Genomic DNA, 24,152 nt, shown 5'->3' with positions numbered 1-24,152 from the left:
TTGGCCGGCCGAAGGCCGACCTGGTCCTCGACGATGCTGAGCGCAGGCAGCTGCAGCAGTGGGCGCGACAGGCCAAGACCGCTCAGTTTCTCGCGGCCTCCGGCCTGAAGGCCGCCACACTCGGTGACTCCGGCGACATCCAGGTCGGCGACCAGGTCGTGGCCATCGGCTCCCCCGAGGGCCTGAGCGACACGGTCACCAGCGGTATCGTCTCCGCGCTCAACCCCGATGTCAGCGTGCCGACCGACGAGAGCCAGGGGCAGGGCAACGGCCTGTGGCCCTTCTGGTTCGGCGGACAGGAGTTCAACGGCGACACGGGCTCGTCCACGACGACGTACAAGGCGATCCAGACGGACGCGTCCCTCAACCCGGGGAACTCCGGCGGCGCCCTGATCACCATGAACGGTGACGTCGTCGGGATCAACTCGGCGATGTACTCCTCGGGTTCCGATCAGAGCTCGTCGGGTTCCGGGAGTGTCGGCCTGGGATTCGCCATCCCCGTCAACACCGTCAAGTCCGACCTGGCGAAGCTGCGCGCCGGTTCGCAGAGCTGAGCGGAGCCGCCGGTGAACGCCCTTCCCGTCCGGCGCCGGACACCCCTCGAGCCTTCGCGGAACGCGGGCGGCCCCGGCCGGCCGCGCCGCCTGCTCGCGCCGTGTGCCGGCGTGGGGGTGGCAACGCTGCTCATACTTCTCGCCCATGCGTTCGGATACACCGTCGGCGCGACGGTGGCCCTCGGTCTCTGCGCCGGGACGACGGTGTCCGCCGTGGTCGCGGCCGAGTCGGCCCGTCGTCGTGCGCTGCCCGGGTGGCTGCGGCGCCGGGTGCGAGTGGCGCTCGTCATGACGCTGTCGGCGGCCGTACTGGGCGCCGTGTGCGGGGGCGTACTGCTCGCGGTCACCCCGGGAGTGGGCGACGCGGAGCAGCGGGTGGACGCGCTGGACGCCGAGCGGGGCGTCGGCGATGCGATCGTTCCGACGCCGCCCAAAGTGGCTGCGGCCCTGGTCGCCACCGAGGACTCCCGCTTCTGGCACAACCCGGGCATCGACCCGGCCGGGATCGCGCGGGCGGTCGTGGTGCGGCTGGAGGGCAGGGGCGGGGACGGGGGCGGCGCGACACTCGAGCAGCAGCTCGCGAAGATGCTGTACACCAACGGCCGGCGGACGCGCGTCGACCAGGCCGAGCAGGTCGGGCTGGGGCTGAACTTCGCCCATGACTACCCGAAACCGGCGATCCTGCAGATGTATCTCGCGGTCGCCTATTTCGGCCACGACTACTATGGGCTGCGGTCCGCCGCCCACGGCTGATTCGACACCACACCGGACCGGCCGACCTGGCCGCAGGCCGCCCTCCTGGCCGGTCTGGTCCAGGCACCCTCACTCTACGATCCGCTTCGCGATCCGGGCCTCGCGCGGGAGCGCCGCGCCGAGGTGTTCGGGCGCCTGGCAGCCGTCGGCGACCTGACCCCGCCCAGGCCCGATCCTTCGCCGCCGGCCCCCTCGGCGTCTCCTCGTGAGCCGGCGGCCCGCCCGCTGCGCGTTCCGCGGGCTACAGCCGGCGGAGCACGGAGCTCAGCGTTTCGATCTCCTGCGCGGAGAGCTTGTCGGTGAAGTGGCGGCGTACCGCGGCGTCCAGGCCGGGGCCCACGGTGGCGACGGCCCGGCGCCCGCTGTCGGTGAGGGTGACGGTGACGCCGCCGGCGCGTTCACGGGTGACGAGTCCACGCTTGCCCATGCGGGTGAGCTGATGGGAGATCCGCGTGCGGTCCCAGCCGAGCGACGCGGCGAGCTCACTCTGGCGCAGCGCGCCTCCGGCCTTGTCGAGGTTCACGAGGATCGTCAGGTCCGGCTCCGACAGGCCTGCCGCCTCGGCGGTGTCGGCGATCACGCGGGCCCGGACGACCTCGTGGGCGCGCTTGAAGGCGGACCAGAGGTCTACGGGCGCCGGCACGGCCTCGCCCATCGGCTCGTCCGCGCCGGCATTTCCACCGTCACGTGTTGACATATCAACGCGCCTCTTTCTAGTGTTGAAATGTCAACACTAACAGCTGCGCGGCTCGCCGACCGGGCATGCGCCGGCAACCTGTCCGCCCCTCGCCGCGGTCGACATCCCCTGACACGGCCCTGCTGGACAGCCGGCGCGGCCCGCAGCCGTCCGAACAAGGAACCCTGCCGCATCATGAAGACATCTGAGTCACTGCTTGCCGAGCCGGCCCGGTCCGAGAAGCCGATCGGCGTCGGGATCATCGGGCTCGGGGCGCACGGGAGTTGGGCCGAGCGCTCTCACCTGCCGGCCCTGCGCGCCGTCCCCGGTTACGAGCTCACGGCCCTGAGCACGAGTTCGAAACAGTCGGCGGAGCGCTCCGGACAGTTGCACGGGGTGTCCCGCGCCTTCGGGACGGCGGCCGAACTCGCTGCCTGCGACGAGGTACAGCTCGTGGTCGTGGCCGTGAAGGTGCCGCACCACCGGGAACTCGTACGGATGGCGCTGGACGCCGGCAAGAGCGTGCTGTGCGAGTGGCCGCTGGGCAACGGGCTCGCGGAAGCCGAGGACATGGCCCGGCAGGCGCACAGCCGCGCGGTGCCGACCGTCGTCGGGCTCCAGGCGCGGTCGCACCCGGTGCTCGCCTACGCACGCCATCTCGTGGCCGACGGCTACGTGGGGGAGGTGCTTTCCACGACGGTCGTCGGCTCCGGGGGCGCCTGGGGCGCCACCGTCGGCCCCCGCGATCACTACGTGCTCGACGCCGCCAACGGAGCGACGCTGCTGACCATTCCCTTCGGCCACGCCCTCGACGGCCTCGCCTCCGTCCTGGGCGAGCCCGAGGAACTGCGGATCCAACCGGTTTCACGGCGTACGTCGGCCGTGGACAGCGAGAGCGGACGGCACGTGCCCATGACCGCCGCGGACCAGGTGGTGGCGTCGGGTCGGCTGCCGGGCGGCGCGGTGGTCTGCTTCCACTACCGCGGCGGGACGTCCCGGGGCACCAACTTCCGCTGGGAGATCAACGGCACCGAGGGCGACCTGGTTCTCACCGCCCCGATCGGCCACCTCCAGCTCAGCCCGGTCACCCTCGAAGGCGGCCGCGGAGCGTCCACCGGACTCGCGCCCCTGACGGTGCCGGAACGCTACGTCCGAGTCCCGGAACTGGACCCCCGGGCCGACGCGCCGGCCTACGCGGTCGCCCATGCCTACCAGCAGTTCCTGCACGATCTGCGCGAAGGCACGTCAGCGGTACCCGACTTCGCGCACGGCGTCGCCCGGCACCGCAGCATCTCAGCCGCAGCCGATCCGCTCGCGAAGGGCGCACAGGCAGTCGGGCCGTAGCGATCCGCGGCTCACGGACGTCCGGGACGGTAGCCACTACGTGCCAAGCCCGTCCTGATCAGTGCGGCGTCGTCGTCCAGGTCGGCTCGGGACCGCTCCCGCCACTCGACCTGCAGACGGAAACGGTCGTCCGCGGTACGGGGGAAGACGTGCACATGGAGATGGAAGACCGTCTGATCGGCAGCCTCGCCGTCGGCGAGGAACACGTTCACCCCCTCGCACGGCAGCCCGGAGCGCCGAAGGCCCCGCGCCGGCAGATGGACCACCTGGAACAGGTGAGCCGTCGAGGTCCGGTCGATGTCCTCCAGACCCGCCGCGTGCGCCTTGGGAATGACGAGGAGATCACCGGGCGCGGCCGGAGGATGTCCATGAACGCCAGGACCCGCGCGTCTTCGTACACCGGCTGGAGCGCACCCGCCGGAGACGATGCCGCAGAAGGTGCAGGCCGGATCCTCGGCGAACAACCCCATGGGGCCAGCATGCGGCATAGGATCGCCGCCCGCCGCAAGAGGCCTCTCCGCATCTCCGGCGCCGACGGTAGCCTTCGTCCTCATGAGACGCGGTTGGGCCCTCCCGGTGCTGTTCGTCCTCTGCGGCTCGGCCCTCGCGGCCGCGCTGTTCTCCAGCGGGACGCCCGGCGCCGCGGCAGTCCTGCTGCTGGTGTTCGTGCTGATCGCGGGCGTGCACTCGCCCCTGGTCTTCCCGAGGTCGGTCAGCGCGCTGGAGGCGGGCCGCCGCAGCGCGGTCGACGGCCGACCGGTCGTCTTCTGGCGACCTGGCTGCCAGTACTGCCTGCGGCTGCGCTTCCGGCTGGGCCGCAGCGCCCGTCAGGTGCACTGGGTCGACATCTGGCGTGACCCGGCCGGCGCCGCGACGGTGCGGGCGGCCAACGACGGCAACGAGACGGTGCCGACCGTGGTCGTGGGGGGCCGGCCGCACACCAACCCCTCTCCCGCGTGGGTCCGCGAGCAGCTCCCGCATCGCGCGAACAGGGATTGACTGCCGTACTCCCCCGCCGCCGGGGCACCCCTGCTCCTGCTCCCGGTGCTGTCGTCAGCGGCTCAACGGCCGCCCGTGGCCCGTCCGTCCCGGTCCTGTTGCCGCAGGCGTATCTCGACGTGACCGTCGACGATCCGGGTGTCGAAGGCGGGCTGGGGAGCGGTGGCGGGGCCCTGTACGTTCCAGCCGTCCGAGAGCCGGAAGACACTGCCGTGCCACGGGCACCGGACGCAGCCGTCGGCGACGGTGCCCTCGGACAGGGGCCCCGCCAGATGGCTGCAGCGCTCGGCCAGCGCGTGGACCGTACCGCCGGCTTCCCGGACGACCAGGACCGGCACGTCGTCGACGCCGCGGCGCACGGGCCGGCCGACCGGGAACTCGTCCACGGCCCCTATCCGGTGCCAGCCCTGGGTGACGAGGTGGGGTACCTCTTCGGCGTGGTTGGCGCCGGACGCCTGGCGATAGGCCAGGTGGCCACCCAGCATGCCGCCCAGCCCGACGGCCGTCAGCCCCAGGAAGCCGTACGCCCGGGCCGCCGTCCCCCGTCCGCTGACGCGGCAGGTGAGTGAGGCGCCGTACAGGCCGACTGCCGCCGTGTTGGCCAGGGCGTGCACCAGCCCGACGCGCTGCTGCTGGGGGTGCAGTTCCGCCCAGTCGACGGCGCCGGTCAGGGCCGCGGGGGTGGCGGCGGCCAGCCCGACACCGACCAGCAGGGCCGCCTCCCGGGAGCGGCCGGGCCACAGGTCCAGGACCGCCGCGGACAGCCAGCTGCCGATCGGCACCTGCACCATCAGCGGATGCACCGGGTGCCCCAGCCACCTGCCGTGCAGCACATCCCGGCCGCGTCCCAGCGGCACGGCCCGCACTCCCCTGCGGAGCACCTTGATCAGCGGATCCGCTCCGGGCTCCCGCTCCAGACGGTCCAGCAGCCCCAGAACCCGGCTCTGCCGCATCCGGCGGCGTGGCATCACGCTCATGCTCGGCCGGGTCCCCACCTGGACGGACGGCAAACGGAGCGGCGTGCGGCGGCTGATGGTCAGCCGCCCGGCCGTAATCGGAGAACACCGGTGGAGGTGTGTGACGGACGCGGGCTCCGGGCCCGGTCTGATCCTGCTTCCTGTGGTGCTCCGGGCGTGACCTGCGACCAGCCCTTTGATCAGGGTGTCGGGCCCGGCTGCCCATTCAATCCCCGCACCGGAAGGGTCGAGTCAGACGGCACGGACGCCGCGCACACCCGCACATGAGAGGAAGCCGACACATGCATCCGCGCACAGCCCCGCACCAGACGCTGGACTTCGAGGACTACGTACGGACGCGTCACGCCATGCTGCTGCGGTGCGCCCGGCGCCTCGTCGCCGATCCGGTCGATGCCCAGGACCTGCTGCAGACCGCGCTCGTACGGACGTTCCGCCACTGGGACGGCATCGCGAACAAGCAACTCGCGGACGCCTACCTGCGACGCGTGATGATCAACGCGCGTACGGAGTGGTGGCGGTCCGGCAAGCTCAGGACCATCCCCACGGACCGGCTGCCCGACACGCCGCTCGAGGACTCCACCGAGCAGCACGCCGACCGCGCCCTGCTGCTGGACGTGATGAAGGTGCTCCCGGCGAGGCAGCGCAACGTCGTCGCGCTGAGGTACTGGGAGCGGATGACCACCGAGGAGACCGCCGCTGCCCTCGGCATGTCGACGGGAACGGTCAAGAGCACGCTGCACCGGGCGCTCGCCCGGCTCCGCGAGGAACTGCGGCGCCGCAGCCTCGCTGCGCAGAGCGGGTGAATCCCCGCCCTTGTCCCCGGCCCTGTCCCGAGCGGCCGAGCCGGGGCGATGCGCGCCGTCCTCACCGGATGCGGCATGTCCATGCTCCGTGATGGGATGCGCGGCATGAGCGACTCGCTGCGTGACCGTATCGAGCAGTACTACTCCACCGCACCCCTGTCGTTCGCCGGCACCGAAGAGTTCGGGTCGTTGAGGCTGTTCGTACGCAAGGAAGCAGGCGCCCCTTATTACGGCGGACCGAGCCACGCTCAACCCGTCGCAGGATCCGCCGGCGTCATCGCCACCGACATCGCCCGGGTGCGTGCCCGCCAGCGCGAACTCGGCGTGCCGGAAGCCTTTGAATGGCTCGCCGAGGCGGCTCCGACGCTGCGTACCCGTATCGAGGCCGCCGGCCTGCCGGTGGCGGAGCGCCCGCTGATGACCCTCGACGCGCACCGCCCCCTCCCCTTCCCTTCCCTGCCGGACGGTGTCACGCTGCGCGTGCTGACGGCCGACGACCCGGCCCTGCCCGCAGCTCTCGCCGTTCCCCGCCTGGCCTTCGCCATGACGGGTACCGCGGTGGGCCCGACGGGCCGCGCGGAACTGTCGGCGGTGGCCGAGGAACTGGCCGCGGACGGCACGGTCGAGGCGGTTCGCCCCACCATCCGTGCCGGGCACAAGACGCTCATCGCCGCCCTCGCCTCCGACGGCACCCCGATGGCCGTCGGGCACTACCACCCGGCCGGCGGCACCACCGAGATCGGCGGCGTCGGCACCCTGCCCGCGGCCCGCCGCCGAGGGCTGGCAGCCGCTGTCACAGGAGCCCTGGCCGACCATGCGCGCGCCCACGGGGTGCGTACCGTTTTCCTCGCCTACGCGGAGGACACGGTCGCTCGTGTCTACGCACGACTGGGCTTCCGCCCCGCGGACGTCACCCTGCTGATCGCCAACCAGCCCGCACGGTCGTAGGCAGCCGCGAGGACGCCACCGACCGTCCCCGGTGACCGCCGTCGGTACGACGAGGGAGCGGCCTTGACGGGCTCGCTCCCTCGCGTGTCCGACGACCGCTACCTGAGGACGATGATCACCACGGATCCGTTGTCGAAGCGGTGGGGGAAGCAGAACCCCGGGTGATCGAAGCAGAACCCGCGGTGGTGGAAGCGGAAACCGCCGTTGTCGAAGCGGAAACCACCGTTGTCGAAGCAACGCATGGTGTCGTGGTCGAAGCATCCGAAGGAGGTCACTCGGGAGTGGGCCTCAGGGACTGCCGCGGCAGCCGTGCCCGCTGTGGTGATCACAGCACCGCCGGCCATGAGAACGCCGGCCGCGGAAACCGCGGCGAGGCGCCTCGCACGTTGTGCTCGCATGATGGATACACCCTTCCTTCCCTCGTCTCGCGCGACTCCCGGAAGCACGAGATGGATGGCCGCAGCCACAGGGGAAAGCAGCCGGTCGAGGGCGTATCCCGGATTGCGGCCCTAGTTCCTGTACGTCGGCGGCGCCGTTTTGGATTGCCGTTTCGGCGGATCGGTGCGGCACCGATCGACCGTCGATGAACGTCTCTTTGTGCTTCTGTTCCTTCCGTTGCTCTGAAATGTTGGTTTCCGCACGCTCCGCACCGCCCACAGAGAGGCCCCCCGATGCGCAAAACCTGGCCCGCCGCCCTGGTGAGCCTCGCCGTCGCCGTCGCCACCACCCTCACCACCGGTGCCGCCTTACCGCCCGAGCAAGGCCCTTGCCGGCACCGCACCTTGCTGGCCACCGACGACTTCCGGCACGGCACCGGTCAGTGGTCGACGGAACTGGAGAACGGCGGCACAGTCACGGCCACGGACGGCGTGCTGGACGTCGACGTGCCTGCCGGGGCGTCCGTGTGGTTCAAGCGGCCGTTCTCCGGACGGTACGAGATCGACTTCACGGCGACGCCGGTGTCGGCGGGCGGCCCCAACGACCGGGTCAGTGACCTGAACTCCTTCTGGAACGCCAGGGATTCCCGGTCCCCCGGGAACCTGTTCGCCACGCCCCGCAGCGGCGCACTGGCCGACTACGACTACCTGACCACGTACTACGCGGGCCTCGGCGCGAACTACAACACCACCACCCGGCTGCGCCGTTACGTCGGTGTGGCGGGCTCCCGGCCGCTGCTCTACGACTACACCTCACCGCTGCTCACCGCGAACGAGCCCAACCACGTCCGGCTGGTCTCCGACGGCCGACACATCCAGTACCGGGACAACGGCGAACCGGTCTTCGACTACACCGACGAGGACCCGTACACCAGCGGCTGGTTCGCCTTCCGCACCACTTGGAGCCATTTCCACATCACCGGTTTCCGCGTCTGGCGACTGCCGGGCGAGGCCGGTGACGGTGCGTGAGACGGCCCGCCCCCTTCGGCGCAAGAGCACCCCTTGACACGGATGAACCACGCGAACCTTCCTGCCGTGATCACGGTGCATGCCTTACCTTCGGGCCGTGAACCGACGATCCGTCAGGGGGCGCGCACGATGACCATCAGTCGCAGGGCACTGCTCGCCACGGGGGTGGGCGCCGGACTGCTCACCGCCTGCGGCTCCAACACCGGGCGCGGCGGTGGCAGCGGTGCGGGGCCCGCGCTGTCGCAGTGGTACCACCAGTACGGAGAGGCGGGCACCGAGCAGGCGGTGAAGCGGTACGCGGCGGCCTACCGGAAGGCCGACGTCAGCGTGCAGTGGCGGCCGGGCAACTACGACCAGCAGACCGCGGCCGCGCTGCTCACCGACTCCGGTCCGGACGTCTTCGAGGGCAGCCCCACACTCGACCAGATCCAGGGCGGGCAGGTCGTCGATCTCACCGATCTGCTCGAGGGCGTCAGGGACGACTTCAACCCGGCCGTGCTCACCCCGAAGACGTACGACGGCAAGGTGTGGGGCATCCCGCAGGTCATCGACATGCAGCTGCTCTACTACCGCAAGAGCCTGCTGAAGGATGCGGGTGTGGAACCGCCGGGCACCCTCGACGCGCTGGTCGACGCCGCCGGGAAACTGACCACGAAGAAGACCAAGGGGCTCTTTCTCGGCAACGACGGCGGCGCCGGTGTTCTGGGCGGAACGCCACTGTACGCGGCCGGACTTCAGCTCGTCACGGACGACGGCAAGGTCGGGTTCGACGACCCGGCCGCCGCGCGTGCCCTCGCCAAGGTCCGCCGGCTCTATGCCGACAAGTCCCTGCTCCTCGGCGCCCCGGCCGACTGGTCGGACCCGTCCGCGTTCCTCCAGGGCCTGACCGCCATGCAGTGGTCCGGTCTGTGGGCCCTGCCCCTGGTACAGAAGGAACTCGGTGACGACTTCGGGGTGCTGCCGTTCCCCGGGGACGGATCAGGCGCTCCCTCCGTCCCCGTCGGTGCGTACGGGGCCGCTGTCAGCGCGCGCAGCAAGCACAAGGCGGCCGCCAAGGACTTCGTCAAGTGGTTGTGGATCGAACGCGCCGACTACCAGGAGGACTTCGCCCTGTCCTACGGCTTCCACATCCCGGCGCGGATCTCTCTCGCCAAGAAGGCGGACAAGCTCAAGGCGGGCGCGGCCGCCGATGCCGTCCGCTTCACCACCGAACACGGCTACGCCCAGCCGCTGCTGTGGACCCCCGCCAGCCAGACCGCATACCAGGACGCGCTGAGCCGGATCATCAAGAGCGGGGCCGACCCGGAGAGCGAACTGAAGAGCGTCGTCCGGAAGGTGTCGGCCGAACTCGCCCGGGTGAGGAAGAAGTCGTGACGGCCGAACGCAGAGTACACAACCGCGCTCTCTGGTTCTGGGTCTTCGTCGGGCCGTTCGTCCTCGGGCTCGGCCTGTTCACTTACGTGCCGCTGCTGTGGAGTGTCGGCCTCAGCGTCTTCGACGCCCGCAACACCGTCGCCCCCACTCACTTCGTCGGACTCGACAACTACACGGCCATGCTGTCGGACGACGCCTTCGTCGGCAGTCTGCGCACCTTCCTGGTCTTCACCGCGTTCATCGTGCCCGCGACATACGTCCTCTCGCTCGCCCTCGCCCTGATGGTGAACCGGGTGCGGCGTGCACAGGCGTTCTTCCGGTCGGTGTTCTTCCTTCCGGCCGCCTGCAGTTACGTCGTCGCCGCCCTCATATGGAAGATGTCCGTGTTCAACGGTGTGCGGTTCGGGCTTGCCAACACCGTGCTCGGCTGGTTCGGCGGTGACCCCGTCGCCTGGCTGTCGACCACCGACCCGCCCTGGTACTGGCTGGTCATCGTGACGGTGCGGCTGTGGCTCCAGGCGGGCTTCTACATGATCCTCTTCCTGGCCGGGCTGCAACGGATCGATCCCGGTCTGTACGAGGCCGCCGAGGTCGACGGGGCCCGGCCCGGCTGGCAGGTGCTGCGGCACATCACGCTGCCGCAACTGCGCGCCACGTCGATCGCGGTCGTCCTGCTCCTCGTCATCAACGCCTTCCAGGCCTTCGACGAGTTCTACAACCTCCTCTCCGACGCTCGCGGGTACCCTCCGTACGCCCGTCCGCCGCTGGTCTACCTCTACTACATCGCGCTCGGGCAGGGGCAGAACCTCGGGCTCGGCAGCGCGGGCGCGGTGATCCTCGCGCTGGTCATCATGGTCGTGACGGTGGGCCAGGCACGCTGGTTCGGTCTGGGCAGGAGGGAGGAGTGACCATGGAGGACGCGGTGGTACGGGTCGGTCGGGCCCTGCGGCTCGTCCTGCTGATCGCGCTGGCCCTGCTCTTCCTCATCCCCTTTTACCTCCTCCTGCGCAACGCGCTGTCGAGCGAGCAGGACATCACCTCTGCGCAATGGACCTTCTTCCCCTCGGAGTTGGAGTGGGGGAACGTACGTGAGCTCTTCGACGACACCTCCGTGCCCTTCGCCCGCTCCCTGCTCAACTCCGCGCTCATCGCGGTCGCGACGACGCTCGGCACGCTGCTGCTCGCGTCACTCGCCGGGTACGGTCTGGCCCGCATCCCCTACCGTCACGCGGACAAGGTCTTCTACGCCGTCCTCGGCACCCTGATGGTGCCGGCCGCCGTCACCTTCGTACCGAGCTTCGTGCTCGTGTCGTCGATGGGCTGGATCTCGACCTTCCGGGGGCTGATCGTCCCGACGTTGTTCTCGGCCTTCGCCTGCTTCGTCTTCCGGCAGTATTTCCTGGGCTTCCCCGCGGAGCTGGAGGACGCCGCGCAGGTCGACGGACTCGGTTACTGGCGGACTTACTGGCTGATCGTCGTGCCCAACGCCCGGCCCGTCTTCGCCGCCGTCGGGACGATCGTGTTCATCGGCGCCTGGAACTCCTTCCTGTGGCCGTTGGTGATCGGCCAGGACCAGAGTGCCTGGACCGTGCAGGTGGCGCTGTCGTCCTTCACCACATCGCAGGTCGTCAGGCTGCACGAGCTGTTCGTCGCGGCGGCCGTGTCGATTCTGCCCCTGCTGGTGGTGTTCCTGTGCTTCCAGCGGTGGATCGTGGCCGGTGTGGAACGGTCCGGAATCGACTGACGGCCGCCGAACCGAAGAGCAAAAAGTGCATAACGCTGTAAATCGCATGAATAAGGTAAGCCGGTCGGGGGACTCCGTTCACGAACCCCCACAGAACGGAGACCCATCGAATGATCATCAAGAAGATGCACGAAATGGGCGTCCGCAGTGAGCACGCCTACCTCGCCGGCTTGGCCTCCATAGGTTTCAGCGTGGCCGCCTGGGCCGGCAGCCTGAAGTTGGAACCCGGCACCGGCCTGGACCGCGCCGACCGCTGGGGCCTCTTCGTCGGCGAGTGGGCCCCCACCTTCTTCGGCCTCGGCCTCGCCCTGTCCCACTACGAGCAGAACGACGGCACGCTGAACGTCTCGAACGTCCACGAACTGCGCGAGCGGCAGAAGGCCGGCTGAATCTGCAGCGGCGGCGGCGCGGCAGCCGGGGCGGCCTAGTTCCTGAGAGCCACCGACTCCTCCGGCGACCGCGTCGTCCGCCCGCCCTGCCCGCGCCCGGTGAAGCGCATGGCGACACACGCTCCCAGGTAGAGCGCCGCGACGAGCAGCAGCAGCGCCTGGTAGCCCGTGACCAGGGCCAGATATTCGAGCGTGCCCCCGGTGAGCGCGCCCAGCAGGTTCGCGCCGAACGCGGACGTCGGGTCCGGGGCGGACGCGAGGCGGTCGGAGAAGATCAGGTTGGCACAGAAGATCGGTGCGAAGGCAAGGGCGATGGCCGCGGCCAGCCGCCCGGCGAAGGGCAACGAGAGCACGGCGTCCGCCGGGACGAGCCAGGCCACCGCCAGCGTGCCGAAGAGCAGCAGCTGCAGCAGTGGCTGGTTGACCCGTAGCACCCTGCGCCGGACCTCGACCGCCGCGAGGACGGCGAGCAGGACACCGATGAAGACCAGCGCGTTGACCAGCCAGGTCGTACCGAAGTACAGGGCGAAACCGATCACGTTCTTGGTTTCGAGCAGCATGAAGGCCGCGCCCAGCAGGAACATGTCGGCGTAGCGGAGGGTGCGCCGGACACGCACCCCGGTCAGCCGTACCGACAGGAGCGTCACCAGCAGGATCGCGCCCAGCGCGCCCAGATACAGCGTGGGGATGTCCCGGTGGAGCAGATACGGGAAGGGGTGGTCGTCGGTGGCGGCCGCCGGAACCGCGCCGCTGGGCTGCCAGACGCGCTCACAGGACTGGTCGGCGGTCGTCATCCCGGCCACCAGTACCGCCGCGTTCTTGTTGAACGTCGTCATGCAGGGAGCATGGCCGTAGACGTCGTCGAGGGTGCCGGCGAAGCGGTCGATCAACCAGCTCTTGCGATAGTAGTTGTACATGGCGAACGCACCGTGCGGCGTCAGGTGGTCACGCGCGGCCTCGAACGCCTGCCGCGTGAAGAGATAACTCTCCAGACGCAGGTTGCTCGCTCCGGACACCAGCGTCAGCGAGTCCGGCAACGCCAGGACGACGAGGTCGTACTTGGTGTCGGTCCGCTCCAGGAAAGCCCGGCCGTCGTCGATGTGGACGTGCACTCTGGGATCGTCGTACGGCTTGGCGGGATGCAGTTGGGCACCGATCTGCTGGAGCCGGGGATCGATCTCCACCGCGTCCACGCGCGCCGCTCCGCGCGCCAGGGCGACCGCGACGTCGTTGCCGTTGCCGGCCCCGATGACCAGCACGCGCCGGTGCGGGTTGTGCGGTGTCCGGTCGTACGCCTGCCGGTACGGCGAGTTCTCCCGCAGGAGCGCCGGAAGCGGCTCGATGCTCTGGTGCGGGACGCCGTTGGCGGAGATGTCGTAGGCCCGTGTGGTGGACCGCGAGGCCTTGAGCTGGATCTTGTAGTAGGGCGACCAGGAGATGCCGTTCGTCGTCTCCATGAACAGCGCGACGACCATCGCCGTGAGGGGAATGCCGTACAGCAGGGTGTTGCGCCGCCCGCCGAGGATCAACAGGGCCGCGGCGGCGAGTGCACCCCACACGACCGACGGGGCTCGGAGCCAGGACAGCAGCGCGAAGGACGCCGAGCCGATGATGCTGCCGAGCAGGTCGTAGCGGTAGGCGTCGAGCGAGGGCAGTCGGCGGAAGAGGTCGGCGGTGATCTTGCCGATGCCGGCCATGATGACCGCGGTCAGCAGGAAGATGGCCGGCAGGGTCACCCACTCGGGGAAACCGGTGGTCTTCACGGCGGTGAAGTAGATGACCTGTTCGCTGCTCTGGCGCACCTGGACCGGGTAGGCGCGCACCAGGACGACGAGAAGAGCGAGCGGTACCGGTGTCCAGCGTTTGAGCCACTGTCCCCGCGCGGCGGGGATCAGGAACCCGATGCCGATGCCGAGGAACGAGCCCAGCAGGATGAAGTTGGAGAAGTAGCTGAGGTGGACGACGTTCGCGCCCGTCCATCTGATCAGCGCCAGTTCGACGAAGAGCATCGTCGTGCTGGCCAGCATCAGCCTCCATCGCACCGAGCTCTCGGCCAGTCCCGTTTCGGTCAGCTTCCTGCGCATGTACGGTGCCACCTCAAGCCCGGTCGGGTAGTCAGGTCGTCTTGTCCATCACCTTGCGGACCGCGTCGCGTGTCCGGTCGATCACAGCCGCCACGGGGCCGGCGGCAAGGTTCTCCGCCACTGTTTCCACGCCCGGGTGCGGCCGGGTGGGCGCCAGGGCCTCGGCGGCCCGGACGGCCCCGGCCAGCAAGGCGAGCTGCGCGGCTCCGGCCTTCTCGCGCAACCGGGGAAACTCGTACCGTTCCTCCGAAGCCGCGTGCCGCAGCACTTCCGCACGCAGCTCACGGAACAGCGGCATGAAGTCCGGGTCGTCGGTGCCCAGGTCGTCGAGCCGGCTCAGCTTCTCCTTCGCGGATCGTTCTTCCGCCAGGCGGTCGTCGACCACCTGTCCCCCGTCCTCGAAGGCGCGGCGGGCCGAGGGATGAACCACCTCCTCCTCGGCCGTCTCATGGACGGCCAGGAGACGGACGAGTCTGCGGAAGGGGTCCGTACGGTCGTCGGCCGCGGCGTTCTCCACCTCGGCGAAGAGGTCACGAATCTGGTTGTGCTGCAGCGTCAGCAAGGTGACGACGTCGTCAGCCTCGCCGGCGTCGTCGGCGTGCGGCATCGCGCCGGTCATGGGTCCTCCCGATTCAGGGCAGCGCCGACCGTCTCGGCGCACGGCGCCGGTCGGCCCGACGGCTGTCTCCCAGGCTGTCCCAGGCGGCGGGTGGCCGCGACCGCACAGCGCCGATCGGGAGCACCCCGACGGTCATGCCAGCGCGTTCACCACCGCCGCGAAGAGGCCCGGCAGGCGTTCGGCCGTGGGGGTGATGCGTGCGGCGAGGACGGGCCGCCGGCGGGCCCTGACCAGGATGTCGGTCAGCACCCGGTGGCGGCGGGTGGCACGGCGCCAGTCGGTCTCGTAGCGGTCGGGGGTGCCCCGGAGCACGTTGGCGACCAGAGCCTCGGCGCCGCTGAGGGCCAGCCGGACGCCCTCACCGGTCAGCGCGTCGACGTATCCCGCGGCGTCGCCGACGAGGAGCACCCGCCCGTGGACGCGGGTACGGACCGTCTGGCGCAGCGGGCCGGCGCCCCGCACCGCGGTGACGGCCGTGTGCGGCGGCAGGCGGGCGGCCAGCTCCGGAAAGCTCCGCAGTTGGGCGGCGAAGGGTGCTCGCCGGGCCGTGAGCAGGGCGATGCCGACGAGTGCGGGGCCGAGCGGGGTGACGTACGCCTCCGCGTGCGCTCCCCAGTGCACCTCCACGAAAGGCGACCAGGGGGGCACCGCGTAGTGCCGGCGCAGCCCGTACCGGGGGGCTCCCGACCCGTGGGTCCGCACGTCCAGGCCCAGGCTCCGGCGCACGGGTGAGTGCAGTCCGTCCGCGGCGACCAGCCACCGGGCGCGCAGTCCCGTACCCGGTACGGTCACGCCGGTGTCGTCCTGCCGTACGTCCTGGACGGCCAGGGGGAGGACCGGCACCCCTGCGTCCAGAACGGCCCTGTGCAGGACACCGTGCAGGTCGGTACGGCGCGCGCCGAGGCCGGATCCGTGCCGGAACGCGGCCTGGACCCGGCGGGCGCCCTGGACGTAGCGGATGCCGGCGATCGGGTGGCCGGGGATCTCCAGGCCGAGGCGGGTCAGGGCGCGGAGGGCGCCGGGCATCAGGCCCTCACCGCACGCCTTGTCCACGGGAGCCCTGCGTGGCTCCGCGACGACGGTGTCCAGGCCGGCGCGAGCGGCGTGCAGGGCGGTGGCGAGGCCGGCGGGTCCGCCTCCGGCGATCAGCAGGTCGTGGCCGCCGTTCACGCGGGCACCGCCCGGGCCAGGGCCGCGTTCTCGCAGCGGACACGTACCGTGAGGAGCACCGCGTTGGCCGCGGTGAACACCGTGGCGGTCAGCCATGCGGAGTGCACCAGCGGCAGGGCGGCGACCTCCACGACGACCGCCACGTAGTTGGGGTGGCGCAGCAGACGGTAGGGTCCGGCGCCGACCAGTCGCGCTCCGGGAACGACGATGACCCGGGTGTTCCAGTAGGGACCGAGGGTGGTGATGCACCACCAGCGCAGGGCTTGGGCCAGGAGCGCGAGCACCAGTATGGGCCACCCCAGGGCGGGCAGGAACGGCCGGTCGGCGAGGCCGGGTTCGAGCAGGCAGCACACGAGCAGGCCCGTGTGCAGGGCGACCATGACCGGGTAGTGGCCACGGCCGTGCTCCACACCGGCGCGGTTCAGGGTCCAGGCCGCGTTGCGCCGGGCGACGAGGAGTTCGGCGACGCGTTCCGCGGCGACGGCGAGGACGAGGAGCGCGTACCACGGCATGGGGCCGCTCACCATCGCAGCAGGACGAGTTCGGAACACAGTCCCGGCCCCAGCGCCAGGAGGAGCCCCCACGTGCCGGGCTCGGGACGGTGCGACTCCCAGGTGCTCTGCAGGATGTGCAGTACGGACACGGAGGACATGTTCCCCGCCGTGGCGAGGGAGCGTCGGGCGCAGTCCAGTGCGTCGCCGGGCAGGCCGAGGGCGTCGCTCACCGCGGAGAGGACCCTCGGGCCGCCCGGATGGCACACCCAGGTCCCGACGTCGTCGACGGTGAGGCCGTGTTCGGCCAGGAAGGAGCGCACGTGCCGGCCGAGATGGCTGCGTACGATGCCCGGAACACCGGCGTCGATGACGACGCGGAATCCGCCGGCTCCGATGTCCCACCCGAGGAGCCGTTCGGTGTCCGGGTACAGGTGGCTGCGTGTGGCGACCACCGAGGGCCCGGACGCCGCGGAACCGGCGCTGTCGCCGCCGCGTGCGACGAGCGCGGCCGCGCCGTCGCCGAACAGGGCGCCGGCGACGAGGTTGGCACGGGAGGCGTCGCTTCGCTGGAGCGTCAGCGAGCACAGTTCGACGGTGAGCAGCACCGCGGTGTCTCCGGGGTGCCCGCGCAGGTAGTCGTGTACCCGGGCGAGTCCGGCGGCGCCTGCAGCGCAGCCCAGACCGAAGACCGGAAGCCTTTTGACGTCGGGTCGCAGGCCCAGGCGTCCGGCCAGCCGGGCGTCCAGCGACGGGGCGGCGACTCCGGTGATGGAGGCGCACACCAGCAGGTCGACATCGGCGGGCCGGAGCCCCGCCCGTGCGAGGGCGAACGTGAGGGCTTGCGCGCCCAGTTCCAGGCCCGACGCCAGCCATGCGTCGTTGCTCTGCCCGAAGTCGCCGAGACCGGCGTACCGCTCGATCGGCAGGGTGAGATGGCGGGTGCGTACTCCGGCGGACGCGTGCAGACGGCGCAGCAGGGAACGGTCCGCTCCCGGGGGCAGGCACAGGTCGCCGATGAGTTCGGTGAGATCCTCCTGGCTGTAGCGGTGGGGCGGCAGCGCGGTGTGGACGGCGGCGATCGCGGTCGCCGTGGCGGGCGCGGTCGTGCGGCGCGGCGCGGCGGGCAGGGACGGGACATGCTCGACGATCACGGGGACACGCATGTCGCTCATGCCTTCCGCGTACGGGGCACCCGATTACCTTGCCTACGTGTCTCTCCACCCGTCTGGGGCTCTCCGGCGCCCGGCACACCGTGCGCCGGTGCTGCTGCGCGCCTGCCATCCGGAGCCGGCGGTCGCCGTGACCGTGTTCGTGACCGCCCTCGCCGTGGCGGCGGGCCGCGGGGCGACGGGGGCGGCGACGGTGGGCCTGGCCGTGCTGGCCGGTCAGCTCTCGGTGGGCTGGTGCAACGACGCGGCCGACGCACACCGCGACAGGGTGTGCGGACGCGGCGACAAGCCGGTGGCCCGCGGGGAACTCCCGCCCCGGGCAGCGGCCCTCGCGGCCGGGACGGCCCTCGCCCTGTGCGTGCCGCTGTCCCTGCTGAGCGGCGCCGCCGCGGGACTGGCCCACCTGGGCGGTGTGGCCTCCGGCTGGGCCTACAACCTGCGCCTGAAGCGCATGGCGCTCTCCCCGCTTCCCTATGCCGCGGGTTTCGGTTCACTGCCGGTGTTCGTCACCCTGGGTCTGCCGGCCCCCTCGTGGCCCGCCTGGTGGGCCGTCACCGCGGGGGCGATGCTGGGCGTGGGGGCACACGTCGTGAACGTCCTTCCCGACATCGAGGACGATCTCGCGACCGGCGTGCGCGGACTCCCCCAGCGGCTGGGCCGTCCCGCCTGCCGGTGGCTGGCCCCGCTCGTCATGCTGACGGCGCTGGGTGTGGTCGTCGCCGGGCCGCCCGGGACGATGGGGGTCTGGGACTGGACGCTGGCGGGGACGGCCGGGATCGTCGCCGTCGCGGGTACGGCCGTGCCGTCGGGGGCCGGAAGCCGGTGGCCGTTCCGTGCGGCCATCGTGGTGGCCGGCGCGGCTGTGGCGGAGCTGCTGCTGCGCGGCTCGGACATGGCCTGAGCCGCCCTCCGGCCACGGGTGCCGGGCGGCACCGGGCGGCCGATGGCAACCAAGGGCTAAGTGGCGCGGCCCGCGGGTGAAGGCCTCCGCCGTGGCCCGCCCGACACCGCTGGACGCTCCGGTCACCACCAGCACGCGATCGCGCAGTCCCGTGGGTGCCTCCTCGGCCGGCGGGGGCCGGGCAGCTGTGCCCGGCCCACCGCGGAGCGAGTACCCGTCAGCGGTATGCCACGTCAGCGATCCATCCGGGCGGGGCGGCTACGGGTGCCCCTGTCGGTCCTGCCCGCCGCCGCACTGGCCGCGAGCGCGAGGAGCAGCCCGACGACGCCGACGACGACGTTGTTGATCACGGTGCGCGTCGTGTCCACGTTTCCCGCCACCACCCACGGCGAGATGATGGTCCAGACTCCCAGCAGTGCGGCCGCCCACGCCCGGGCGTGTGTGCGCTCGTAGGCGTGGCCGAAGCCGCTCAGCAGCAGCGCGTACGCGATACCGGTGATCAGGTTGTTCACGGCCAGGGTGCTGAGGCCGTTGAAGCCCGTGATCCAGGGCGATGCCGCCAGGTACAGGCCGGTGAGGAGGGCCAGCGTCTCGAGCGCCTGTCCCTGCTGCGTCGTCGCCGCCCGCTCGGCCCTGACATGACGCTCCCTCATCTCCAGGATGTCCGGGTGCGACTCCATGCTGGTGTGGGTCTGGTCGGTCATGGCCGCCTCCTGCGTCAGGGGTCCGATTCCTGACCCTTCCGGCGGGGCGGGGTACTCACCCGACGACACAAAACCACGCATAAGGGTGAAAACAGCACAAGCCGGTGCACGGTGGCCGCTCACCGGCCGGGGCCATGACGGCCAGGCCGGTTCCGGGAGCGGTGCGGGTGGTGGTGCGGCGGTGGTTCGGGGCGTCGCTCGCCGCTGGGCATGACGGGGTGCCGCCCGAGGACGAAGACGCCGGTGATCGCCGCGACCACTCCCGCCGCCTGCCAGGCCAGCGCGCCGGGGTCCGTGCGCAACTCGTCGTGCAGGAAGCCGATGCCGCAGGCGATGCCGCTCATGGGTTCGGTGGCGCTCAGCGCGGGCAGCGACAGCCGCAACGGCCCGGCCTCGAACGCGCTCTGCACCAGCAGCAGCCCCACCACCGCCAGGGCCACGACGCCCCATGGCTGCCAGGAGACGAGCAGCCCGGTGACCCCCCGGTCCGAGAGGATGCCGCCGCAGACGCGGGTGAGCGCGTCCTGGAGGCCGTAGAGCGTGCCGGCGGCAGCGGCCAGGAAGGGCGGCCGGTGCAGCAGTCGCAGGTGCTGGGCGAGGACGACGAGGAGCCCGGCCAGCCCCAGTACGCAGCCGATCACGAGCCACTGCCGCAGCCCACCGACGGGACCCTGCCCCGTGTGCGCGCGCCCCGCCAGGACGATGGCCGTCACGCCGCCGCTGAGGGCGAGCACACCGAGCCACCCCGACCAGCCCAGCGGCTGATCGCCCATCCACCGGGCGAGTGCCATCGCGAAGAGCAGGTTCGTGGCGAGCAGCGGCTCCACCTGGGCCAGGCTGCCGTGCGTCAGCGCGAGCGCGCCGAGGACCTGGCCCACGACCATGCAGCCGATGCCTGCCAGCCACAGCGGCACCCGCACGAGGTCCAGCAGCAGCCGGAAGGAGAGCATCAGGGACAGCGGTTCACGTCCGGCCGCGTGCTGCTGCAGGACGAAGCCGAAGCCCAGCAGACACGCGGCGGGAAGGCTGTAGAGGTACACCACGGCCTGTCATCCTCCTGCCCGGCCCGTGCGATGGCTCCCGACGGCTTGACCCCCGCCGGGGACCGTTTCACAAAGTCACCCGACCGGCTCAGTCCTTCGCCTTCGTGCGCCACCCCGGAGTTTGAAAGCCGTGAGCTCGGGCTACCCCTCGGTGGTCGGTGCAATCGTCGTACTCGTATGCACAGGGCCGGCGGGGCGGAGACGGTGCCCATCGCTCAGGGAGGTCAGCTTGGGACGCGCCACGGCGGATTCGTACCCGGCCTCGCGCTCCCTCGCCCCGGGCGCCGTGCCCACAGCGGGGGTGGCGCTGGTGACGGGTGCCTCCTCGGGAATCGGGGCGGCCGTCGCCCGGGCCCTGGCGAAGGACCACTGGGCGCTGCTGCTCTCGGGACGTGACCGTGCCCGGCTGGACTCGGTGGCGCACGAGACGTCCGGCGTCGCGATTCCGTGCGACCTGGCCGACGCCGACGGCGCCCGGCGGTTGGCCGACCAGGCCCTTCGGCAGGTGCCCGGCGTCGACCTGCTGGTCGCCGCCGCCGGATGCGGCTGGGCCGGGCCGTTCACCTCGATGCCCGGCGGTGAGGTGGACCGGGTGCTCACCGTGGACCTGGCCTCGGTGGTGCATCTGGCCCGGCAGCTCCTGCCCCGGATGGTGGCGCGGCGCCGGGGCCGGCTGGTACTGATCGGCTCCGTGGCCGGCTGCGTCGGGGTACGGGAGGAAGCGGTGTACTCCGCGGCGAAAGCGGGGCTCGGCGCCTTCGCCGACGCGCTGCGCTACGAGCTGCACGGCACGGGGGTGCAGGTGACCCACGTCGTGCCGGGGGTGGTGGAAACTCCCTTCTTCGCCCGCAGAGGGGTGCCGTACTCCCGCAGCCACCCCCGTCCGATCTCCTCCGAACGGGTGGCGGCGGCGGTCGTCGCGGCGGTACGCGCGGAACGCGACGAGGTGTTCGTACCCGGCTGGTTGCGTGTGCCGGTCGCGGTGCGCGGCCTCTCCCCCACGTTGTACCGGCGTCTGGCGGCTCGGTTCGGGTGAGCCGGGCGACAGCGAGCGGTGCGGGAGGCGCGGACGTGCGGGAGATGCGGGGCGGCGTCGGCCGGGACCGGTTGTTCACCGCGGCCGCCGCCGTCGTCCCGGCGCTGGTCGCCGCGGCCCATGTCGTGCCTGCCGGTTCCTGGCTCTCCGGCCCACGGCGGGCTTGGCTGCCGGTGCTGGCGGGCGTCGGTGCACCGGACCATGTGGCACTCACCTTCGACGACGGGCCCGACCCCCGCTCCACGCCCGCGTTCCTCGCCGCGCTGGACGAGCTGGCGGTCCGTGCCACGTTCTTCGTGGTGGGCGAGCAGGTGCTGCGCCACCGGCGGCTGAGCCACGACATCGTCCGGCGCGGTCATGAACTCGCCGTACACGGCTGGACCCACAACCGCCCCTGGTGGCCCGCGCCCGTCAGGGAGGCCAGGCAGCTGGCGCGAGCCGCGCACGCGGTGGCGCAGGTGACCGGTGTCTTCCCCACCTGGTACCGGCCCCCGTACGGCATCCTGACCGGAGACCGGCTGCTGGCCGCGCGCCGCACCGGGCTGCGCCCGGTCCTGTGGACGGCGTGGGGCCGCGACTGGACCGCACACGCCACCGCCGACTCCGTGGCCGCGACCGTCCTGCCGGACCTGCGGGGCGGCGGCACGGTGCTGTTGCACGACACCGACCGCCACGCCGCACCGGGCTGCTGGCGGGCCGCGCTGGACGCGTTGCCCGGCCTGGTCGGCGCCTGCCGGGCGGCGGGCCTGAGAGTCGGCACGCTCGGCGAGCACGGGATCGCGGGGCCCGCACATGACGGCGGCACCGACGCCCGGTGACCGTCAGATCGTTGCCGGGGCCGAGAGCTGTTCCAGCGGGCGAACGACATCGCCCCGGAAGAGCCGGCCGCCGGCCGGGGCCCGGCTGTCCGGTGCCGGACCGTGCGAGGTGAGGCGGTCCAAGGCCTGCACCAGTTGCCAGGAGTCGGCGGCGTACTCGGTCAGTCCGAGCGCCGCCATCCGGCGCACCCCCTCCGCGCCGTGCCCGGGGATCGGACGGTATCCGACGACCGGGGTACCGACGGCGAGTGCTTCGAGTGCGGTCTGCCCCGCGGCGTTGTCGACGAGTGCCGCGCATGCCGCCATCAGGCCCGGCATGTCGTCCACCCAGCCCATGGCGAGCGTCCCCGGTGCCTGCGACAGCCGATGGCGCAGACGGTCGTCGCGCCCGCACAGGACGACCGGCAGGTAGCCGGCGCCGGCCAGCAGCCGGGCCGTCGCGTCGAGCCGGCTTCCCACCCCCCACGCGCCCGAGGACAGCAGCACGGGCGGTCGCCCGCCGTCGACCGCGAGGCGCTGCCGCCAGGACGCCTCGCCCGCCGGGTGCGGGTGGAAGCGGTCAGGCAGCAGCGGGCCGCAGGCGGTGGCGGGTCGTCCCAGGCGGTGCCGCACGTCCTGGGCGATCCGCGGGGTGAGGCACAGATAGAGGTCGTTGCCCGGGTGCAGCCATTGCCGGTGGACGGCGAAGTCGGTGACGACCACCGCGCTGGGCACCGTCAACCGCCCCAGGGCCCGCATCCTGCCGGTCAGCTGGGCGGCGAGGTGAAAGACCCCGACGACGGCGTCGGCGCGCGCACTCGCCACCTCGGCCCGCAGGCGGTCCTCGGCCAGGGCGGCGAGCGGTGCGCTGCCCGGCCGTGGACCGGCGCCGGCGCGGAAGAAGGCGGCGTAGACACCCGCGTAGAGCAGGGGGGCGTGCCGGACCGTCGCACGGTAGAAGCTTCGCAGTGCGGCGCCGGTGCGGGCGGGCAGCATCTCCAGTACGTCCGTGTGAACCGTCTCGTGCCCGGCCGCGCCCAGGCGCCGGGCCAGTTCGACGGCCACCGCGTCGTGCCCGGCCCCCATGCTCGCGCTGATCAGGAGCAGACGGCTCATGACGGGCACCCCGGCGGTCCGGCGGCGAACCGCCCGGGTGCGAGAGGGTGTCGGGGCGGGCGAGAAGCCGGGAGGTACCGGCACTGGCAGGGATGAGTCTGCGGCATGGCCACCTCGTGTCGGACAGTGAGCAACAGGTATCCGCCGTACCGGCCGGCTAACACGCCCCGGCCGGTGTCCACCCGTCATGCGTAGCCGGTGTGGGTAGGTTTATCACTGTGTACGGCGGTTACGTCTTTGTTCGCCCCGCCCGCCTCTGTCCACCACCGGATGTGCGACGGCCGCCCCTCCGGGTCCTCCCGTGAACGACAGGCATTCGCATGAACGTGCTCACCGTCGTCATGGCCCTGCTCTCCGCGCTGTCCAACGCGGCGGCCGCCGTCCTGCAGCGCAGGGCCGCCGTCGAGCCGGACGAGGTCACCGGCCGGGGTGCCAGGGCGGCGGCGGCCCGCCTCGCGGGACTCCTGAGCCGTCCGTACTGGTGGGCCGGAGCAACGGCCATGGGGCTTTCGGCGGTCTTCCAGGTCATCGCCCTGGACGCCGGGGAGCTCTCGGTCGTGCAGCCGCTGCTGGCCACCGAGCTGCTGTTCACGCTGCTCGTGGGCGCGGTGGTGTTCCGCCACCGCCCCGGCGCCGGGACATGGCGGTCCTTCGTGATGCTCGCGGGCGGACTGGCCCTGTTCCTGCTGAGCGCGTCCCCGTCCCCCGGCAGCAACCGGGCCGCCGACCTGCGCTGGCTCGCCGTGGGAGGCGGGCTTGCGGGCTGTGTCGCCATCCTGCTGGGAGCCGCACGCCGGATGCGTGGCCCCCTGCAGGCCGCCACGCTCGGCACCGCGACCGCCGCGTGCTTCGCGGTCACCGCCGCGCTCATCAAGGAGGTGACCGGTCGTTTCCCGGAAGGGCCCGCTGCGGTCCTCACCACCTGGCACACCTACGCCGGTGCCGCCACCGGTCTGCTGAGCGTACTGCTGCTCCAGTGGACCTTGCGGGCCGGCACCCTGGCCGCCTCCCAGCCGGCCCTGACCCTGGGAGACGCCCTCATCAGCGTCACA

27 protein-coding genes are annotated in these 24,152 nt (G+C 71.8%); 15 read left to right on the top strand and 12 right to left on the bottom strand.

All coding sequences use genetic code 11. From position 1 onward, the window contains the following. Window positions 1-554, top strand: a 554-nt coding sequence (locus ACWC21_RS25295) for a S1C family serine protease (RefSeq protein WP_450885095.1), incomplete at its 5' end; no start/stop codon positions are given. Between the two features lie 111 nt (window positions 555-665). Further along, window positions 666-1,307, top strand: a complete 642-nt coding sequence (locus tag ACWC21_RS25290) for a transglycosylase domain-containing protein (RefSeq protein WP_450885094.1) — start codon at window positions 666-668, stop codon at window positions 1,305-1,307. A gap of 241 nt (window positions 1,308-1,548) precedes the next feature. On the opposite strand, the gene ACWC21_RS25285 is transcribed toward ACWC21_RS25290, so the two are convergent. Next, entirely contained in the window at window positions 1,549-2,004 is a 456-nt protein-coding gene (locus ACWC21_RS25285; protein ID WP_450885093.1) for a MarR family winged helix-turn-helix transcriptional regulator, read from the bottom strand. Between the two features lie 174 nt (window positions 2,005-2,178). On the opposite strand from ACWC21_RS25285, the gene ACWC21_RS25280 reads away from it, so the two are divergent. Then, window positions 2,179-3,327, top strand: a complete 1,149-nt coding sequence (locus ACWC21_RS25280; protein ID WP_450885092.1) for a Gfo/Idh/MocA family protein — start codon at window positions 2,179-2,181, stop codon at window positions 3,325-3,327. Window positions 3,328-3,338: 11 nt separating this feature from the next. Here the strand turns inward: ACWC21_RS25280 and ACWC21_RS25275 are convergent, their stop codons facing one another. Further along, the gene (locus ACWC21_RS25275; protein WP_450885091.1) at window positions 3,339-3,797 is read right to left on the bottom strand and encodes an HIT family protein; all 459 of its coding nucleotides are present in this window, start codon (window positions 3,795-3,797) and stop codon (window positions 3,339-3,341) included. A gap of 82 nt (window positions 3,798-3,879) precedes the next feature. On the opposite strand from ACWC21_RS25275, the gene ACWC21_RS25270 reads away from it, so the two are divergent. After that, window positions 3,880-4,326: a glutaredoxin domain-containing protein gene (locus ACWC21_RS25270; RefSeq protein WP_450885090.1), complete on the top strand. Its 447-nt coding sequence runs from the start codon at window positions 3,880-3,882 to the stop codon at window positions 4,324-4,326. A 62-nt stretch (window positions 4,327-4,388) separates the two neighbouring features. Here the strand turns inward: ACWC21_RS25270 and ACWC21_RS25265 are convergent, their stop codons facing one another. Beyond that, on the bottom strand, window positions 4,389-5,303 hold the full coding sequence (locus ACWC21_RS25265) for a Rieske 2Fe-2S domain-containing protein (RefSeq protein ID WP_450885089.1): 915 nt from the start codon (window positions 5,301-5,303) through the stop codon (window positions 4,389-4,391). A 281-nt stretch (window positions 5,304-5,584) separates the two neighbouring features. Here ACWC21_RS25265 and ACWC21_RS25260 point away from each other — a divergent pair, with 281 nt between their 5' ends. Both ACWC21_RS25260 and ACWC21_RS25255 read left to right on the top strand, forming a co-directional pair. Further along, on the top strand, window positions 5,585-6,106 hold the full coding sequence (locus ACWC21_RS25260) for a SigE family RNA polymerase sigma factor (protein ID WP_450885088.1): 522 nt from the start codon (window positions 5,585-5,587) through the stop codon (window positions 6,104-6,106). 96 nt (window positions 6,107-6,202) lie between these two features. Next, complete coding sequence (locus ACWC21_RS25255) at window positions 6,203-7,054, top strand: GNAT family N-acetyltransferase (RefSeq protein WP_450885102.1); 852 nt, start codon at window positions 6,203-6,205, stop codon at window positions 7,052-7,054. Between the two features lie 98 nt (window positions 7,055-7,152). On the opposite strand, the gene ACWC21_RS25250 is transcribed toward ACWC21_RS25255, so the two are convergent. Next, entirely contained in the window at window positions 7,153-7,452 is a 300-nt protein-coding gene (locus ACWC21_RS25250) for a hypothetical protein (RefSeq protein ID WP_450885087.1), read from the bottom strand. 273 nt (window positions 7,453-7,725) lie between these two features. On the opposite strand from ACWC21_RS25250, the gene ACWC21_RS25245 reads away from it, so the two are divergent. From ACWC21_RS25245 to ACWC21_RS25225, 5 genes are all read left to right on the top strand, one after another. Further along, window positions 7,726-8,460, top strand: a complete 735-nt coding sequence (locus tag ACWC21_RS25245) for a DUF6250 domain-containing protein (protein WP_450885086.1) — start codon at window positions 7,726-7,728, stop codon at window positions 8,458-8,460. 129 nt (window positions 8,461-8,589) lie between these two features. Further along, entirely contained in the window at window positions 8,590-9,834 is a 1,245-nt protein-coding gene (locus ACWC21_RS25240) for an ABC transporter substrate-binding protein (RefSeq protein ID WP_450885085.1), read from the top strand. Beyond that, entirely contained in the window at window positions 9,831-10,742 is a 912-nt protein-coding gene (locus ACWC21_RS25235) for a carbohydrate ABC transporter permease (protein WP_450885084.1), read from the top strand. Before ACWC21_RS25240 ends, ACWC21_RS25235 begins: the two co-directional genes overlap by 4 nt. A gap of 2 nt (window positions 10,743-10,744) precedes the next feature. Then, a complete protein-coding gene (locus tag ACWC21_RS25230) occupies window positions 10,745-11,578 on the top strand; it encodes a carbohydrate ABC transporter permease (RefSeq protein ID WP_450885101.1) in 834 nt (277 codons plus the stop codon). 110 nt (window positions 11,579-11,688) lie between these two features. Further along, window positions 11,689-11,967, top strand: coding sequence for a hypothetical protein (locus tag ACWC21_RS25225; protein WP_450885083.1), 279 nt, complete (start codon window positions 11,689-11,691; stop codon window positions 11,965-11,967). Window positions 11,968-12,002: 35 nt separating this feature from the next. Here ACWC21_RS25225 and ACWC21_RS25220 read toward each other — a convergent pair whose 3' ends face one another. From ACWC21_RS25220 to ACWC21_RS25200, 5 genes are all read right to left on the bottom strand, one after another. After that, window positions 12,003-14,051 carry a spermidine synthase gene (locus ACWC21_RS25220; protein WP_450885082.1) on the bottom strand — a complete coding sequence of 683 codons (2,049 nt, stop codon included), beginning with the start codon at window positions 14,049-14,051 and terminating at the stop codon, window positions 12,003-12,005. A 31-nt stretch (window positions 14,052-14,082) separates the two neighbouring features. Further along, complete coding sequence (locus ACWC21_RS25215; RefSeq protein ID WP_450885081.1) at window positions 14,083-14,670, bottom strand: hemerythrin domain-containing protein; 588 nt, start codon at window positions 14,668-14,670, stop codon at window positions 14,083-14,085. A gap of 132 nt (window positions 14,671-14,802) precedes the next feature. Further along, window positions 14,803-15,840: an NAD(P)/FAD-dependent oxidoreductase gene (locus tag ACWC21_RS25210; protein ID WP_450885080.1), complete on the bottom strand. Its 1,038-nt coding sequence runs from the start codon at window positions 15,838-15,840 to the stop codon at window positions 14,803-14,805. Further along, entirely contained in the window at window positions 15,837-16,352 is a 516-nt protein-coding gene (locus ACWC21_RS25205) for an isoprenylcysteine carboxyl methyltransferase family protein (RefSeq protein ID WP_450885079.1), read from the bottom strand. Before ACWC21_RS25205 ends, ACWC21_RS25210 begins: the two co-directional genes overlap by 4 nt. 8 nt (window positions 16,353-16,360) lie before the next feature. After that, window positions 16,361-17,506, bottom strand: a complete 1,146-nt coding sequence (locus ACWC21_RS25200) for a type III polyketide synthase (RefSeq protein WP_450885078.1) — start codon at window positions 17,504-17,506, stop codon at window positions 16,361-16,363. A 91-nt stretch (window positions 17,507-17,597) separates the two neighbouring features. Between ACWC21_RS25200 and ACWC21_RS25195 the strand changes: the two genes are divergently transcribed. Then, window positions 17,598-18,404, top strand: a complete 807-nt coding sequence (locus ACWC21_RS25195; RefSeq protein ID WP_450885100.1) for a UbiA family prenyltransferase — start codon at window positions 17,598-17,600, stop codon at window positions 18,402-18,404. Window positions 18,405-18,637: 233 nt separating this feature from the next. Here the strand turns inward: ACWC21_RS25195 and ACWC21_RS25190 are convergent, their stop codons facing one another. Beyond that, complete coding sequence (locus ACWC21_RS25190) at window positions 18,638-19,108, bottom strand: SPW repeat protein (RefSeq protein WP_450885077.1); 471 nt, start codon at window positions 19,106-19,108, stop codon at window positions 18,638-18,640. A 119-nt stretch (window positions 19,109-19,227) separates the two neighbouring features. Next, window positions 19,228-20,151 (bottom strand): DMT family transporter, encoded by a 924-nt coding sequence (locus ACWC21_RS25185; RefSeq protein ID WP_450885076.1) that lies wholly within the window; start codon window positions 20,149-20,151, stop codon window positions 19,228-19,230. Between the two features lie 229 nt (window positions 20,152-20,380). On the opposite strand from ACWC21_RS25185, the gene ACWC21_RS25180 reads away from it, so the two are divergent. Together ACWC21_RS25180 and ACWC21_RS25175 are read left to right on the top strand one after the other, a co-directional pair. Beyond that, on the top strand, window positions 20,381-21,187 hold the full coding sequence (locus tag ACWC21_RS25180; RefSeq protein ID WP_450885075.1) for an SDR family NAD(P)-dependent oxidoreductase: 807 nt from the start codon (window positions 20,381-20,383) through the stop codon (window positions 21,185-21,187). Window positions 21,188-21,231: 44 nt separating this feature from the next. Further along, window positions 21,232-22,005, top strand: a complete 774-nt coding sequence (locus ACWC21_RS25175; RefSeq protein WP_450885099.1) for a polysaccharide deacetylase family protein — start codon at window positions 21,232-21,234, stop codon at window positions 22,003-22,005. 3 nt (window positions 22,006-22,008) lie between these two features. Here ACWC21_RS25175 and ACWC21_RS25170 read toward each other — a convergent pair whose 3' ends face one another. Next, window positions 22,009-23,100: an MGDG synthase family glycosyltransferase gene (locus ACWC21_RS25170; RefSeq protein WP_450885074.1), complete on the bottom strand. Its 1,092-nt coding sequence runs from the start codon at window positions 23,098-23,100 to the stop codon at window positions 22,009-22,011. A gap of 320 nt (window positions 23,101-23,420) precedes the next feature. On the opposite strand from ACWC21_RS25170, the gene ACWC21_RS25165 reads away from it, so the two are divergent. Next, a partial coding sequence (locus ACWC21_RS25165) for a DMT family transporter (RefSeq protein WP_450885073.1) occupies window positions 23,421-24,152 on the top strand: 732 nt, incomplete at its 3' end.

The organism is Streptomyces sp. NPDC001348, assembly GCF_053597535.1.
The sequence above is the reverse complement of the archived record's forward strand: the minus strand, read 5'-3'. Positions and strand labels throughout refer to the sequence as shown.